General features: G+C 67.3%; 19 protein-coding genes. 11 read left to right on the top strand and 8 right to left on the bottom strand.

What is annotated here, in order from left to right:
* Positions 1-175: 175 nt before the first annotated feature.
* The 4 genes from ABC270_RS07910 to ABC270_RS07895 all read right to left on the bottom strand — a co-directional run bounded on the left by ABC270_RS07910 (position 176) and on the right by ABC270_RS07895 (position 2,776).
* A complete protein-coding gene (locus ABC270_RS07910; RefSeq protein ID WP_412880272.1) occupies positions 176-610 on the bottom strand; it encodes a hypothetical protein in 435 nt (144 codons plus the stop codon).
* Between the two features lie 154 nt (positions 611-764).
* Positions 765-1,175, bottom strand: coding sequence for a hypothetical protein (locus tag ABC270_RS07905; RefSeq protein ID WP_412880271.1), 411 nt, complete (start codon positions 1,173-1,175; stop codon positions 765-767).
* Between the two features lie 43 nt (positions 1,176-1,218).
* Positions 1,219-1,923 (bottom strand): hypothetical protein, encoded by a 705-nt coding sequence (locus ABC270_RS07900; RefSeq protein WP_412880270.1) that lies wholly within the window; start codon positions 1,921-1,923, stop codon positions 1,219-1,221.
* A gap of 349 nt (positions 1,924-2,272) precedes the next feature.
* Complete coding sequence (locus tag ABC270_RS07895; protein WP_412880269.1) at positions 2,273-2,776, bottom strand: hypothetical protein; 504 nt, start codon at positions 2,774-2,776, stop codon at positions 2,273-2,275.
* 276 nt (positions 2,777-3,052) lie between these two features.
* Here ABC270_RS07895 and ABC270_RS07890 point away from each other — a divergent pair, with 276 nt between their 5' ends.
* The 7 genes from ABC270_RS07890 to ABC270_RS07860 all read left to right on the top strand — a co-directional run bounded on the left by ABC270_RS07890 (position 3,053) and on the right by ABC270_RS07860 (position 7,897).
* Positions 3,053-3,646 (top strand): DUF723 domain-containing protein, encoded by a 594-nt coding sequence (locus ABC270_RS07890; protein ID WP_412880268.1) that lies wholly within the window; start codon positions 3,053-3,055, stop codon positions 3,644-3,646.
* 157 nt (positions 3,647-3,803) lie between these two features.
* Positions 3,804-4,430, top strand: a complete 627-nt coding sequence (locus ABC270_RS07885; RefSeq protein ID WP_412880267.1) for a hypothetical protein — start codon at positions 3,804-3,806, stop codon at positions 4,428-4,430.
* Between the two features lie 10 nt (positions 4,431-4,440).
* Positions 4,441-5,448, top strand: a complete 1,008-nt coding sequence (locus ABC270_RS07880) for a hypothetical protein (RefSeq protein ID WP_412880266.1) — start codon at positions 4,441-4,443, stop codon at positions 5,446-5,448.
* A complete protein-coding gene (locus ABC270_RS07875; protein WP_412880265.1) occupies positions 5,448-5,723 on the top strand; it encodes a hypothetical protein in 276 nt (91 codons plus the stop codon). The genes ABC270_RS07880 and ABC270_RS07875 overlap by 1 nt, the downstream gene beginning before the upstream one ends.
* A 52-nt stretch (positions 5,724-5,775) precedes the next feature.
* Positions 5,776-6,627, top strand: coding sequence for an antitoxin VbhA family protein (locus ABC270_RS07870; RefSeq protein ID WP_412880264.1), 852 nt, complete (start codon positions 5,776-5,778; stop codon positions 6,625-6,627).
* Positions 6,624-6,869: a hypothetical protein gene (locus ABC270_RS07865; RefSeq protein ID WP_412880263.1), complete on the top strand. Its 246-nt coding sequence runs from the start codon at positions 6,624-6,626 to the stop codon at positions 6,867-6,869. Before ABC270_RS07870 ends, ABC270_RS07865 begins: the two co-directional genes overlap by 4 nt.
* A gap of 134 nt (positions 6,870-7,003) precedes the next feature.
* The gene (locus tag ABC270_RS07860) at positions 7,004-7,897 is read left to right on the top strand and encodes a hypothetical protein (RefSeq protein WP_412880262.1); all 894 of its coding nucleotides are present in this window, start codon (positions 7,004-7,006) and stop codon (positions 7,895-7,897) included.
* A 426-nt stretch (positions 7,898-8,323) separates the two neighbouring features.
* On the opposite strand, the gene ABC270_RS07855 is transcribed toward ABC270_RS07860, so the two are convergent.
* The 4 genes from ABC270_RS07855 to ABC270_RS07840 all read right to left on the bottom strand — a co-directional run bounded on the left by ABC270_RS07855 (position 8,324) and on the right by ABC270_RS07840 (position 11,253).
* Entirely contained in the window at positions 8,324-8,824 is a 501-nt protein-coding gene (locus ABC270_RS07855) for a GNAT family N-acetyltransferase (RefSeq protein ID WP_412880261.1), read from the bottom strand.
* Positions 8,825-9,060: 236 nt separating this feature from the next.
* Entirely contained in the window at positions 9,061-9,636 is a 576-nt protein-coding gene (locus ABC270_RS07850) for an RNA polymerase sigma factor (RefSeq protein ID WP_412880260.1), read from the bottom strand.
* Positions 9,633-10,265: a hypothetical protein gene (locus tag ABC270_RS07845; RefSeq protein ID WP_412880259.1), complete on the bottom strand. Its 633-nt coding sequence runs from the start codon at positions 10,263-10,265 to the stop codon at positions 9,633-9,635. The genes ABC270_RS07850 and ABC270_RS07845 overlap by 4 nt, the downstream gene beginning before the upstream one ends.
* Before the next feature lie 175 nt (positions 10,266-10,440).
* Positions 10,441-11,253, bottom strand: coding sequence for an alpha/beta fold hydrolase (locus ABC270_RS07840; protein ID WP_412880258.1), 813 nt, complete (start codon positions 11,251-11,253; stop codon positions 10,441-10,443).
* Positions 11,254-11,362: 109 nt separating this feature from the next.
* Here ABC270_RS07840 and ABC270_RS07835 point away from each other — a divergent pair, with 109 nt between their 5' ends.
* The 4 genes from ABC270_RS07835 to ABC270_RS07820 all read left to right on the top strand — a co-directional run bounded on the left by ABC270_RS07835 (position 11,363) and on the right by ABC270_RS07820 (position 13,922).
* Positions 11,363-11,752, top strand: coding sequence for an IS5 family transposase (locus ABC270_RS07835; RefSeq protein ID WP_007929259.1), 390 nt, complete (start codon positions 11,363-11,365; stop codon positions 11,750-11,752).
* On the top strand, positions 11,715-12,611 hold the full coding sequence (locus ABC270_RS07830; RefSeq protein ID WP_374109597.1) for an IS5 family transposase: 897 nt from the start codon (positions 11,715-11,717) through the stop codon (positions 12,609-12,611). Before ABC270_RS07835 ends, ABC270_RS07830 begins: the two co-directional genes overlap by 38 nt.
* Positions 12,612-12,673: 62 nt before the next feature.
* Entirely contained in the window at positions 12,674-13,063 is a 390-nt protein-coding gene (locus tag ABC270_RS07825; protein WP_007929259.1) for an IS5 family transposase, read from the top strand.
* Positions 13,026-13,922 carry an IS5 family transposase gene (locus tag ABC270_RS07820; protein WP_374109597.1) on the top strand — a complete coding sequence of 299 codons (897 nt, stop codon included), beginning with the start codon at positions 13,026-13,028 and terminating at the stop codon, positions 13,920-13,922. The genes ABC270_RS07825 and ABC270_RS07820 overlap by 38 nt, the downstream gene beginning before the upstream one ends.
* The last annotated feature ends 92 nt before the right edge of the window (positions 13,923-14,014 follow it).

Raw genomic sequence — 14,014 nt, 5'->3', positions numbered from 1 at the left:
CTTCCCCTCTGGTCCGAGCTTCGCACAGCTATCGGCCTCACTCCTCGGCCCGTCGACTGTTGGCTGAGACGCTCACCGTCGACAGCGGTCCTTGGACGCTAGCCGCCCGTCAGTCATCTGAAAATTCACTGCGCCGGCGCCGGCGCGTTCGCGGGCCGCGAGCCGCGAGCCGCGGTCAATAAGTCGGGTGCCGCTCGGTGATACACGAGAGGCACAGTGCGAGGTAGTCGGCGGCGTAGCTTGACCATCGGGCGCTGTAGTCGATGGTGTCGCTGAGGACGTCGTCTCCGGTGTCGAGGAAGACGAGGCCGTTACCGAGCGCCTCACTGAGGCAAGCGCGCATGGAACGCTTGAGGTGTCGCCATTCACGTGGGAGCCGGACCTTCGTCGCGTCCAGGCTGCGGTACGCGATCGGGATGCGCTCGACCCAGAATGCGGTGTCGCGGCGGTCGCGCAGGTGATGCAGCTGCTCGACCATCGGTACCATCCACGCGAGAAGTTCAGCTGCCGCCGCTCGTCGGCGTTGTCGTTCGTCGTCTTGTCGCCGCTGGGTGCTTCCGAAAGCGCCGTCGATGAGGGGACCGATGGTTGCGCCGATGATGTCGGTCATGAAAGCAATCTCCAGGACGCATCCGACATCCAGCTCGAACCGTTCGCAGGAGCCCCTTGCTGCTGCCAGCCGGAGCCATCTAGACGTGGATCGATGGGAACACGACGAAGCCCTCCCGGTTCGGGAGGGCTTCGTCGTGTTCGGTCTGTGTCGACTACAAGGCGGTGGTTGGGAGCGGGCGCCGGGTGACCCGCCTGTTCGCGCCGGGGCTCAGGGCGTTCCCGTTGCGGTACTGCTTGACCCGGTGTCGGCGGAGCTCGACCTGGTCGGCCGACATGACGTGGGTGGCGTCGAAGGCAGCAGCCGCGTGGCTGTGCATTGCGGGAGCGTAGAAGTGGCCGTCTCGCTGGCGTGCGGGCGACCGTGTTGCGGCGGCGGCGACTTCCAGGTGTCGCGCGGTGTGGTCGACTCGGTGCCACTCGGCAAGAGTGGTCAGGATTGCCTGGCTGATGCTCCGCGAGCGGCCCGCTGCGTCGTGGCTCTGGTTCGGCTTGCGGGAGTTCGTGGCGGCGACCGCCGCCTTGAGGCTGTTGCTGAAGGGGGTCTTGGCGTTGTCGTTGCTCATGGTTGTTCCTTCGGGGATGTTCTGGTGTGGACGGCGGGTATGACTAGGCGGTTGTGGTGGCGGGCGACCCGGAGCGGTCGGGCGTGGACGGTGTGAGGGGCCAGCCGATGGTGAGAGTTTCGTTCTCTTCCCCGGATCTCGGGAAGCGCCGGTAGTAGGGGGCTCCGTTCCGGTTGCGCGGTCGGGTGTGCTGAGGCGCGTCGGGTTCGCGGAACGTGGCGAGGTCCTCCCAAGCTGTGGTTCCCCAGCGTCGGATCGCGAGTTCCAGCGAGCCGCCGGTGAGCAGGCCCGCCCGAAGTCCAGCGAGCGTCTGACGCTTCTCGGCCACGGTGTGTGCGTCGATGGTGGCGTGCCAGTGCTGGTCGCGCAGGGCCCCTACAGGCATGCCGAGCTGATGGGCGACCTCGAGTTCATCGGCTTCCAGGACGAGGTTCGCTGCGGCGGTGCGCGCCTCATAGACCTCATACATCGGTGCAAGACGCGCCGCCGTCGCCCGGAACGAGGCAGCACTCGGGACCGGAAGCGGGATCGGGCGGTAGGAGCGGACGAAGGCGAAGAGGTCGCCGACTGCCGCGGTGTTCTTTGTTGCGGCGCGGTACTGCTTGCGGGCGTCGGGCTGCTCGTGGAGGTCGATCCACTTGGTGATGAGGTTCCGCGGAATCGTGTCGGCGTATGCGTCGAGGGGGCGGAGCTCGGGGAGGGTGTGGCGGTGTGCTCGGCGGTTGGTGCAGTCGGTGATGACGGCCATGATTTTTCTCCTTCTGGTTCGTGGCTGGCGTGTATGGCGTGCCGTGATGGTGGGCGAGCACGGCTGCTGTCCCGCACCGGCGATCTCTCGACATGGATCTACTGCGGTGCGCGGATGGCGCTTGTGCTCGCCCGTTCCGTTGGGCTTGGTGTCTCTATGCCGGCTCGTTCCGGCCAGCTGGAGTGGAGCTGTCTTGCAGGGCAAGCGAGCGGTTATCCGTGTGCTGTCCGAGGACCGGATAAGGGTGTGGTCTCGTCGTGACGTGTGCTGCGGTGTGGTGCTCGCCTGCCGTGTGGTCGGCTTCGAGGGCTCTATGCCGGCTCGTTCGGGCCAGCTGGGAGTCGCGCGCTTAGGCGTCTGCGGTGGCGTGTGCGTGGAAGGTCATGAGGTTCTTCCAGGTGCCGCCCCACTGGTCCTCGGCGGCCCGGTACTGCTGGAGGGTGGCGCCCCCGGCGCGCAGGAGTGAGAGCAGCCGCCGTCCCGCCTCGACGATGTTCGGGTCGTCGCCCCAGTGCTGTTGACGGAGCGCAGCGACGTCGTTGAACCCGGCCTCCGCGGCGGCTGCGGCTTCGTCGCGGTCGTACTGGAGAAGGAAGTGCTGCTCGGCGCAGCGCTGGAAGTCCGGGTCGGTGCGGAGCTTGCGGATGGTGGCGATCTGGAACGCGAACACGTCCGGCTCGTCCAAGAGCGGCTCGACGCCGTAGTGGGCTCGGAACTGCCGCGTGCCGTTCGGGCCGGCGAGGAGGTGGTCGTAGAGCTTATCGATCCCGCGGCCGTCGAGGTCGAGCCAGGCGAGGACGATCTGCATCTCGCGGCGGCGCTCGGTGCGGTTGTGGTTCTGGTGGGAAGCCATGGTGTGGCCCTTTCATACGAGGGTGGTCGGCACCGGTTCGTGGTGCGCTCCCCCTCTGTGCACGCTGCCGACGGACAGCTGTGATCGGAGATCTGGGATCCCTGATCCACAGCGCTCACCCGGTGCGCTGATCAGGGCTTCCTCGTGTTCTGCGGTCAAGCGAGAGACGAGCCGCAGCCGGTTCCCGCAACCGCAAGCGCGGCGGACGGCCTTTCGAGCCCGCCTTGACGGTCGGCGGCGGCATAGAGGCGGCTCCGTCATCGCAAGGAGTTTCTCTTGGACCACATCACTGCCACCCGTCTGGCCCGCTGCGACGCGTTCATCGCCGCTGCGGACGATGAGCACGGCGGCCGCTACGACTACTCGCTGCTGCCCGACGAGTTCGTCAACGTCAAGACACGGGTGCGGATCATCTGCCCGGAGCACGGTGTCTTCCGGATGGCGCCGCAGGACCACAAGGCGAAAACGGTGAAGGGCCGAGTGATTTCTGGGCAGGGCTGCCACGACTGCTCCACGCGTCGCGGACCGGCCGCGCGCCGCTTGCAACTCTTCCTCGACCGAGCGCGCGAGGTTCACGGGTCCCGGTATGACTACCGGAACGTCGAGTTCGTCGACCAGCGGACCAGCATCCGCATCCGCTGCTTCGAGCACGGGGCCTTCAGCGTCATGCCGAAGAACCACCTCGCTGGCGAGCAGTGTGGGAGGTGCGGGGCCAGGGCGCGAGCAGAGTCCCTCCGCCAAGTCGACAACGCCGGCCAGTTCGGTGACCCCCGCCGCATCGCCCTCGACAAGAAGCGCGCCGGTACCGAGCGACGGAACGAGAAGAAGCGTCTGGAGCGCGAGGCAGCAGCGTCGTTGCACGCTGTCTGACTTTTCCTGTTCCTGGCCTCGAGCGGCTCGAACCCCTGGCTCTCACGGTTGCTTCGTCCCTACCGTCGAAATCGTCCACCCCAACTCCAACGCTGCTGCTAGCAGCGAAGCGGCTGCCCCTGCTGAGTTGCGGGGTGGGCGAGCGAGAAGGAGCCGTATGCCGAACGCCGAGAACGACCCGCGCCGCCGTGCGCGGCAACTCGCCGCCATCAGCGGCATGGCCCGCATCCCGCTCGCGGACCTGCGCGACCAGAGTCCCCCGAACCTTCAGGCCCTCTACGCCGAATTGGAAGACGACCAGGCACTGATCCCGGGCCTGAAGATGGGGCTCGGCGCCCTCACCGTCCAGCGTTGGGATCCCGCCTACGCGGCCAACGGTTGGACCCTCTACGGAGCGGAACTCACCCTCGACATGGGTCACCCATTCGGGTCGATGTTCTACCGCAACGAGGCCGACGACCGGGTGCTGCGGGTCGGGGTGAAGTGGCATCCGCCGGTGCAGCAACTCGAGTTCCCCGCTCTGCACCCGTCGAAGCCGGAGCTGGCCTCCGACTGCACCGACGACGAGGTCGCGGCGGTGGTGCTGGATGCGCGGAGTCGGATAGGGACTCTTGTCGCGGTCAACGCGCAGATCGGGTCATTCGTCGCCACGACGGAGTCAGAAGACGCGATCCTCGATGCGTCTGGGCTCGGACTCGAGCGGCTATCCGAAGGCGACCCGAGGCTCGCCGGCCGTAATGCGCCCCGGCCGTCGAGGCCGGGCGAGGGCGGCGCTGATGGGTGATCGGCAGTGGGTGCAGGACATCCGGAACCAGCAGACGATTCTGTCGTTGCCGTTCGGGCTCGGGTGGACGATCGACATCACGCAGACGTTGGTCGCGCTCGAGGCGGCGGGGATGCCCGCTCGTGTGGAGGCGTTCGACCGGCTCCGGTTCGAGGACGGCCGGTCCGGATTCCTGTCCACCCCGAATCCGACCGCGACGATCAACGACGACGGCACCCCCGCGGAACGGACCGAAGACCTGATCGTCATCCCCGGCGGGTCGGAAGGCGGCGTCCTCTCGCTCGCCCGCCGATACCCGGACCTAGTGTTCGTGAACGGGAAACGGCGACGCGTCTGGGCCGACGGCAAGCAGTTGTACGGGTCGTCGATGGATCGGGACGCGACACCGGGGTGGCGGACCGTGTTCGCTATCGCCCGCACCATCGCACTGCACGGCGGCGGCACACGCGCTATCGCGGACCGCATCGGCATCCCACTCGACGAGGTGCGTGCCGCGATGCCCGCTCTCGGGGCAAACGTCTTTCACACACCGATCGGGTGGGAAGCAGCCGACCGGCCTGCGCTGGTCGACTGGGCTTTGGCGGCGTACCCGGGTTACGGCGGAATCCGGACCTGTTGGCGCCGCGACACCAGCATCGACGAGCAGGCGGACCAACTGATTGCGCTGGGTGGGGTGATGTCGGATCGGTGGGCCGCGCACCAGTCCGGCGTCATTGTCCCGCCGAACCGGCTGACGGCGTTCTTCGCCCACCACCCCGACATGACCGCGCTCGGCTACGAGCCCACCACAGTAGACGAGGCGACGGTGTCGGTCGCCATTCCGCAGGACACCACCATCCTCAGCGCTGAGGGGTGCTGCACGGACGACTTCATCACCGCACACGTCCTCTACGAGGACAGCTGGGTGGCCGCGAACACAGATGCAGTGAACGGGCTGCGGCAACTGCTGCACTTCCAGTCCGACCTCGCCCACGACCTCCGCTGGCACCCCAACAGCGGTGAGGGCGGGGTGAGCTGATGCTGCAGCTGCTATCGCTGACGCTGGCGTACGACGACACCCGGTTCTTCGGCTCCGTCATGTTCACCAACCCCGACCACCCGAACCACAAGCCCGCCACGGTCCTCATCGACCACGCCGACGAACCGCCGTGGTTCCGCCTGACGAACGTTGACCCGGACGGGCACGCTCCGTCGGTGCCGGCGATGGTCGAGGCGGACCGCATCATGCGGTTCCTCCTCCGCTACACACCCGACCGCATCGGTCGAACCCCCGCTGACTTCCCGCAGCTCTGACCTGCCCTGCTCACGCCTGACTCTTTGGAGGTAGTTGCTGATGATGCGTCTGGTGTCCATGCACCTGTCGAACGACCGGATCCTCTGGGGGCACGTCCTCCTCGAGGACACCGAGAACCCGGACGCGCACCTGGCGCAGATCCTCGTCCGCCCAATCGACAAGGAGCCCGGGTACGAGCTCTACGACAGAACCAACACGGTCCTGTCGGACCTTTCGGTGCCGGCGGTGCGGGAAGCGAACCGCATCGTGCAGACCCTCCTCATCCCCGCCTCCGAGATCGCGCGACGGGAGAAAGCCGTCCGGGCGGTCATCCACTCCGGCTACCTGGAAGGGTTCCCGGACGACATGCCATGGCAGTCCCAGCTATGGATGTACGCCCGCGGTGAAGTCACCCGCGAACAACTCTCCGCATACGCCGACGAAGGCCGACAGATCCCCCGCCAACCCGAACACTCCGCCGTCGGCCCGGCGGACGTGCCCGAAGACTGGTGGCGGGCAACGCAAGCCCGGATCCGCCGGAACCTCCTCGACACAACCCTCACCGAGGCGGAAGTCGCAGCCGCCCTGCAGATCAGCATCGACGAGGTCGGGGAGCTGTTCGAAGCGTGCCGGCTGACGAGTTTCGACCTCGACGGTGAAGAACGCATCCCCGACTGGCAACTCGTCAAGCCCGCGCTCCCCGAGTTCGGTGACCCGTCCTCGCTGCTGCCCGGCCTTGACGTCCTCTACGCGGCAGCACCGCAACCGCTCCTCGACGCTGCCGCGATGACGGAGTTCATGACCACACCCCTCGACTTTCTCACCGTCGACGAGCGGGTCCTGACGCCGTTGGACTGGATGCGGGAAGGTCGACCGTTGACGACGATCATCGCCCTGTTCCGGGGACGACGGTGGCGGCCGTGACCCGCCGGCCGGACCTGTTCCTCCTCAACGTCGCCTACGACGCCACCGGCGTGCACGGGCACGTGTTCTTCCGCGACCCACCCAGCAGCGAACTCCGGCAAGTCATCATCCGCAGCACCAACACCGGCAACATCTGCGAACCAGCGCACGGCGACCCCCGCACCGGTTGGGAGCCATTCCTCGAGGAGACCCGCTGGCTCGTCGCCCTCACCCGACCCGACACCCCAGACGAGGCCAGCTGATGGGCCCGAGGCTTGAATGGGTGACCGCCGCATACGCCGGCCGACCGCAGATCACGCTGCCGTACGGACTCGGTGACAGCACCGACCTCACCAACACGCTCGCCGTCCTGAAGCTCGCAGGGCTTCGCGCGGTCGTGGAGTCGCACGACACGATCCGCCTCGCCGACGGCCGCCGCGCACGCTTCCCCACGCTCACTCAACGCCCCCGCGACGACGACCCGACTGATGCGGAACTGCTCCTGCTGGCACCACGCACCGTGACCGCGACGCAGATCGCGCTCGCGGAGCAGACCGAGACGGTGCTGCTGGTCGACGTCGACCGGCGCCGAGTCTGGGCCGACGGGAAGCAGGTCCTTGGCGTGCACGACCGGTGGAAGGATGCCGCACCCATCTACGTCACGTTCGCCGTCGCCCGGATGCTGGCCGTCAACGGGTCCACGTTCGATGGCCTCGTGCGGGCAGGTCTCACTCCCGGGCAGGTGGATGACGCGCTCGCACGCCTCGGAAAGCGCGTGCACCGCACTGACATCGGGTGGGAGTCACGGCAAGTCGGAGGCCTCGTGGACTTCGCCATCGCCTGCTACCCCGGACCAGGCGGCGTTCGGACACGTTGGACGTCCGACCTGCCGCTGGCTGAGCAGGCGGAAAGGCTCATCGCAGCTGGCTGCCGCATCTCCGGCCGCGCCATCTCCGACCGGCCCGGCTACCCCGCCATCAGCAAACGCGAGATGCCGTATCGGCTCGTTGCGTTCACCGAGGAGGAGGTCGAGCTGGCTGCCCTCGGCTTCACGCCCGACACGATCGGCTTCGCAGGCACCGAACTCATCCGGCCCGCCGACCCCACGATCTTCCTCACCGCAGCCGCCGCCGGGTACACAGACCGCACCGACGACATCATCACCGCCAACACGCTCCTCCGTACCGACTACCGCAACGCCGACGACGCAGCATCGCTACAAGAAGTACGCGACCGGCTGCAGTTCCTCGCCGACACCGGATACGACCTCCGCCACAACCTGCCCAACTGACGGCGAAAGCTCGATCAGACCTGAGTCGCACCAGCCTGCCTTCGGTGCTTCACCGAACTGCGCCACACCCAAGCAGCCAGCTTCGTCTCGCCGCGACCTGCTTCCACCCAAACCGCGTCTCGGGTCAAGCGGTACGCCCGGGCGTCACTTCGACGAATCAGCCGGTCGGGCAACTGGAACCACGCATGCACCGGCAACGGCTCCGGAAGCTCGCGCACCTCCGTGCCGCGAGCATCCTCCTCGAGCGAGAACGGCGAGCCGGGCACCCAACGATCCGAACGACGACGACCCATGACCGCGACAGTAGAAGCCGGCACCGACGTTCGCATACGGGGTCCTCACCGAGAACATCATCGGACTAGTCATGTGAGACAGAAGCGGTTGCGGTGATAGCAGGTCACGCTGGCGCGTCCGTTCAAGGACCGGCTATCGGACACCGAATCGGGCCCAGGAGTCGGCGGGGAGCTCGGGCCGGTCCGGGACGGCTCGGTCCTCGAACGTGCACGTGGAGTCGAGTTCGGTCGCGACCCTGCGCCAGAATCTGGTTGCCACCTCGTTGCGGTCCTGGTAGGCCACCGCCCATCTCCCCGGGTGCGCCGCGGTCAGTTCCCTCACGGCGGCGCGACCGATGTGAGCGCGGCGCGCTCCATGTGCGATGAAGAAGCTGCTGATGACGTGCTCCTCTTCGTCCAGCGCGCGGAGGACCGCGAGTCCGACCGGGTGCGGTCCGAGGTGCAGGAGATGTGCCGACCATCCTGGCTCTGAGAGGCCGGCGTCGAGTCGTTCTTGGCGGAAGCGTCCGCGCTCGTCGGGGAGCGCGCCGGTGAACGCGGACATCTCGTGTCGGAACATGGTCCAGAGCTGTTCGAGCTGGGGCCGGTGCTGTTCGTCGGCGGTCGTGATGGTCAGGGGTGTTGGGGTGCTCATACAAGAAAACCTCCGCCGTGGTCGGCGGAGGTTTCGTTGTTGACAGTCTATCGCCCCGTCCGGCTCTCTATGGTCATCCGGACGGACGAGAGCGGAGCCGACCTCGGGGCAGCTCCGCTCTCAGTCTCATGTGCACTTGCTGACGGCGGACTCCTTCATTCATGCCGTGATGTCGAGCGGCTGCGTCGGAGGCTGGGTCAACGCATCAGGCCTGATCGGCTCTCCCTGTGCCGACGTCACTGGTTGCCACCGGCGACGACAGCGACGCTGCTGCCGCTCTGGCCCGCGAGGGAGGACGTCCGGCATGCGTCCGGGTCCTGCGTGGGATCGAGAGCGCTTCGGAGCAGTTCCTTCGCGCGCTGATACCGACTCCGCGCGGTGGAGGCAGGGACGCCGATGACCCGTGCCGCGTCGGCGATCGTGAACCCGTCCCAATGCACGAGTCGGACCAGCTCAGCCATGTCCGGCTCGAGTCGTGCAACGGCGTCCCGGACGGCGGTGTGTTCGTCGGCCGGTGGTGCTGTGGCCGGCATGAGAGCCGCGTGCCCGCGGAGGCGATCAGCTAGCGCCCACCTCCGGCGTACGCCCCGAGCATGATTGAGCACGACGACGCGGGCGATGCCGAACAGCCACATGCGGGTCCCCTCGGCATCGTCGGGCAGGTCGTCGACCCGGCGCCATGCGACGACGAAGGTCTCACCCAACAGATCGGGTGCCTCGTCGGCGTCCGTGCGTCGCCGCAGGTAGGACAAGAGGTCAACTGCGCTGTTTTCCAGGGCCGCTCGCAGGGAACGCTCTCGGCTTCCGATCATGAGGCAGCCTGCTCGCAGAGGATTGACTCGTTTGCGGTGTAGTCGTGGCCCCCGTCGAACGCAGCGGCCTCCTTGTTGATGGCGTCTCGGACGGCGGCCGATACTGCTGCGGCGTACACGTCATCCGCGGTCGGACCGGACGCCGTCGCGGGGACGTCTTCGAGGGAACCCGCGGGCGTGACGGCGACGTAGGAGACGCTGGTGTCGCGTTGGCGGACTTCCGCGATGGAGGCCTGTACGTCGGCCTGGTTCACGAGGTTGAGGACTCGGAGGTGGCGTGCGAAGTCGCTGTCGTTTGCCGGGTCGGTCCGTGTCACGGCGCCGTTGCCGTCGATGCTCTTGATCTCGTAGACGGCGACTCGGGCTTCGCAGGTGCGGCCGCTCGGCAAGGTGAATGGGTACGCGATGTCAGGGTCCTGGGCCCACGGTTCCCAGTTGAAGACTGTTGCCGCGACGGCGGTCCCGGCGCCGCTGGCCAGCAGCGCCGCGAGGACAGCGGTCGCGGCGATACCGAGACGTCGGCGCTTCGGGCGTGAGGCGGCACGGGCTTTGGCGGCCATGACGGCGAGGTCGCGGCGCAGCGCCGGGCTCGCGGTCGTCTCCTCGGGTGCGCTGGCGTCGAGGAGCACATCAAGGTGATCAGGGGTGCGGGTCATCGTTCCTCCAAGGTGGGTTCACCCTGTACATGTCCGGCGCGTGGAGAAACGTCCACGGCCGAAGTAGCGATGACGAGGGAGCGTCGGCGCCGACGTCTGCCAGCCGAGTGGCAATACCACCAGATCGACGACCGACATGGCGAAAATGCTATCCAGCAGCCATCGTCCGAGAGCCGATTGGCTGGCGGTCGACCTGCGCGAGCCAGTCGCGGATCAGGGCGGCGGTGATCCCGGGGTGCTCGAGGTGCACGTTGTGTCCAGCACCGTCGAGGACGACGAAGCTCCCTCGCGGGTAGTGGTCCCGGAGCGCGAGCCCGTCCTCGTAGCCGACGACGTCGTCCTGCCGACCGAACACGTGCAGGGCCGGAGCGGTGAACGGTTCCGGGTGCCGCTCCTCCGGAACGGCGTCCAGCGCGTAGTCGGCCGAGATGCGGTCCATCACCGCAGTGTCAGCGCCACGGAGACCGGGCAGCACGTACCGCTCGAACGCTGCGAACGCGGCCGCGTCCTGGATGACGCTGACCTCCTCGAACGCTTCTCGCGCGTCCCCGGCGGCTTCAAGGACGGACGATTCGGTGTGCAGCACGATGCGCTCGGGGACGGCCCTGTCTGCGTGTGCCGCATGCACGACACCCGCCAGGGTCGCGACGCCGAGCACTTGGTCTCGGCGTTCGTGGGCGACGTGTCGGGCGATCATGCCGCCGAAGGAGTTCCCGATGACGGCGAAGGGCTCGTCGCCGAGGTGGTCGTCGATCTCGACGAGTACCTCGTCGGCCACGTCGACCGCGCTCATCGCGGTCGCCGTCACCGCAGCGGCCTCGGCCCACGGCAGGTCGAGGAACACCATCCGCCAAGGCAGATCCTGCACTGCATCCGCCAGCGGCAGCATGATCCGGTGGTCCACCCCGAAGCCGTGGAGAGCGACAAGCGGACGACCAGAACCAAGAACCTGCGCGATCACCCAGCAACCCTATGAGCAAACCCGTACCGGAAGCCGATGGGCTATCGGGGTGGACCCCTAGGGCGTGTTGATCAAGAGGTTCCGCTCCTCGGTGGGTGAGTCTTGAACGGTGACGCGACAGGAGATCTCTGACGAGGTGTGGGCCGTGATGGAGCCGTTGATGCCGACGGTGACCGGTCGGTCGCGGCCGTGGACGGATCACCGGCTCGCTATCGAGGGGATGGCGTGGAAGTACCGGACCGGTGCGCCGTGGCGTGACGTTCCGGAACGGTTCGGGAAGTGGAACTCGATCTACAAGCGGTTCAACCGGTGGGCCGGGGACGGCACCTGGCAGAAGCTGCTCACCGAGGTGCAGAAGCAGGCCGACGCCGCTGGGGAAATCGACTGGGTCGTCTCGATCGACTCCACGATCGCGCGCGTGCATCAGCACGGCGCGACCCTCGCCCGGGACACAGGGGGCTGTGCCGAATCACAAGAATCCGTGGTCCGAGCCGCCTGATCACGGGATCGGACGCTCCCGCGGCGGGCTGACGACCAAACTGCACCTGGTCTGCGACGGCCGCGGCCGGCCGCTGAGCATGATGATCACCGCCGGGAACATCAACGACACCACGATGATGAGCGCGGTGCTGGAGAACATCCGCGTTCCCCGCGACGGGAAGGGCCGCCCCCGCACCCGCCCCGACCGGGTGCTCGCCGACAAGGGGTACCCCTCAAGGGCGAACCGCGCCTGGCTCCGCGACCGGAGGATCGCGGCGACCATCCCCGAGCGGGACGACCAGATCGCGCACCGCCGCAAGAAGCCGGGCCGGCCGATCGCTTTCGGCGACAAGCAGAAGGAACGCTACAAGGGACGCAACGTCGTAGAACGCTGCTTCAACCGTCTCAAGCAGTGGCGCGGCATCGCGATGCGCTCGGACAAACTCGCCCGCAACTACCGAGCCGCCGTCAGCCTCGCCGCGGCGCTGATCTGGATCAAGACCGATCTCCGCCGAGCGCTTCGCGCTCCTGCAGCGTGCGCTCAAGCTGTCCCACCGTCGGCGCACCCGCAAAGCCGCGCTCGGTCAGATAGACCCTGCACGCCAAGTCGGCAGTGTTCCCCTGGGACGGGAACAAGTCCTGACCGTCCAGAAGAATCGTGGGCGAGCCCGCGAAACCAGAGCTCACCGCCTCAGCCTCGGTGCGGATCAACACGAACTCCACCGGAACATCGCCCCGTCCGATCGAGTCGAGCACCAGCCGTACTCGATCGCCCGCCTCCTGCCAATTCGGGCAATCCTCGATATGCAGCACCTGGATCTTCATACGCCCATTCTCCCGCGCAACTCGCGGCGGCTGGCCACCCCGCACCTTCTTGATCAACACGCCCTAGGGCGTGTTGATCAAGAGGTTCCGCTCCTCGGTGGGTGAGTCTTGAACGGTGACGCGACAGGAGATCTCTGACGAGGTGTGGGCCGTGATGGAGCCGTTGATGCCGACGGTGACCGGTCGGTCGCGGCCGTGGACGGATCACCGGCTCGCTATCGAGGGGATGGCGTGGAAGTACCGGACCGGTGCGCCGTGGCGTGACGTTCCGGAACGGTTCGGGAAGTGGAACTCGATCTACAAGCGGTTCAACCGGTGGGCCGGGGACGGCACCTGGCAGAAGCTGCTCACCGAGGTGCAGAAGCAGGCCGACGCCGCTGGGGAAATCGACTGGGTCGTCTCGATCGACTCCACGATCGCGCGCGTGCATCAGCACGGCGCGACCCTCGCCCGGGACACAGGGGGCTGTGCCGAATCACAAGAATCCGTGGTCCGAGCCGCCTGATCACGGGATCGGACGCTCCCGCGGCGGGCTGACGACCAAACTGCACCTGGTCTGCGACGGCCGCGGCCGGCCGCTGAGCATGATGATCACCGCCGGGAACATCAACGACACCACGATGATGAGCGCGGTGCTGGAGAACATCCGCGTTCCCCGCGACGGGAAGGGCCGCCCCCGCACCCGCCCCGACCGGGTGCTCGCCGACAAGGGGTACCCCTCAAGGGCGAACCGCGCCTGGCTCCGCGACCGGAGGATCGCGGCGACCATCCCCGAGCGGGACGACCAGATCGCGCACCGCCGCAAGAAGCCGGGCCGGCCGATCGCTTTCGGCGACAAGCAGAAGGAACGCTACAAGGGACGCAACGTCGTAGAACGCTGCTTCAACCGTCTCAAGCAGTGGCGCGGCATCGCGATGCGCTCGGACAAACTCGCCCGCAACTACCGAGCCGCCGTCAGCCTCGCCGCGGCGCTGATCTGGATCAAGACCGATCTCCGCCGAGCGCTTCGCGCTCCTGCAGCGTGCGCTCAAGCTGTCCCACCGTCGGCGCACCCGCAAAGCCGCGCTCGGTCAGATAGACCCTGCACGCCAAGTCGGCAGTGTTCCCCTGGGACGGGAACAAGTCCTGACCGTCCAGAAGAATCGTGGGCGAGCCCGCGAAACCAGAGCTCACCGCCTCAGCCTCGGTGCGGATCAACACGAACTCCACCGGAACATCGCCCCGTCCGATCGAGTCGAGCACCAGCCGTACTCGATCGCCCGCCTCCTGCCAATTCGGGCAATCCTCGATATGCAGCACCTGGATCTTCATACGCCCATTCTCCCGCGCAACTCGCGGCGGCTGGCCACCCCGCACCTTCTTGATCAACACGCCCTAGCTCGATGGCATGACAATCGCTGTCAGCCCACTCCAATCGGGCTCGTAGTCCGCCTCGATCAGTGCACGAGTCTCGGCG

The sequence above is a fragment of the Curtobacterium phoenicis genome (genome assembly GCF_047238015.1).
GTDB lineage: Bacteria > Actinomycetota > Actinomycetes > Actinomycetales > Microbacteriaceae > Curtobacterium.
The sequence above is the reverse complement of the archived record's forward strand: the minus strand, read 5'-3'. Positions and strand labels throughout refer to the sequence as shown.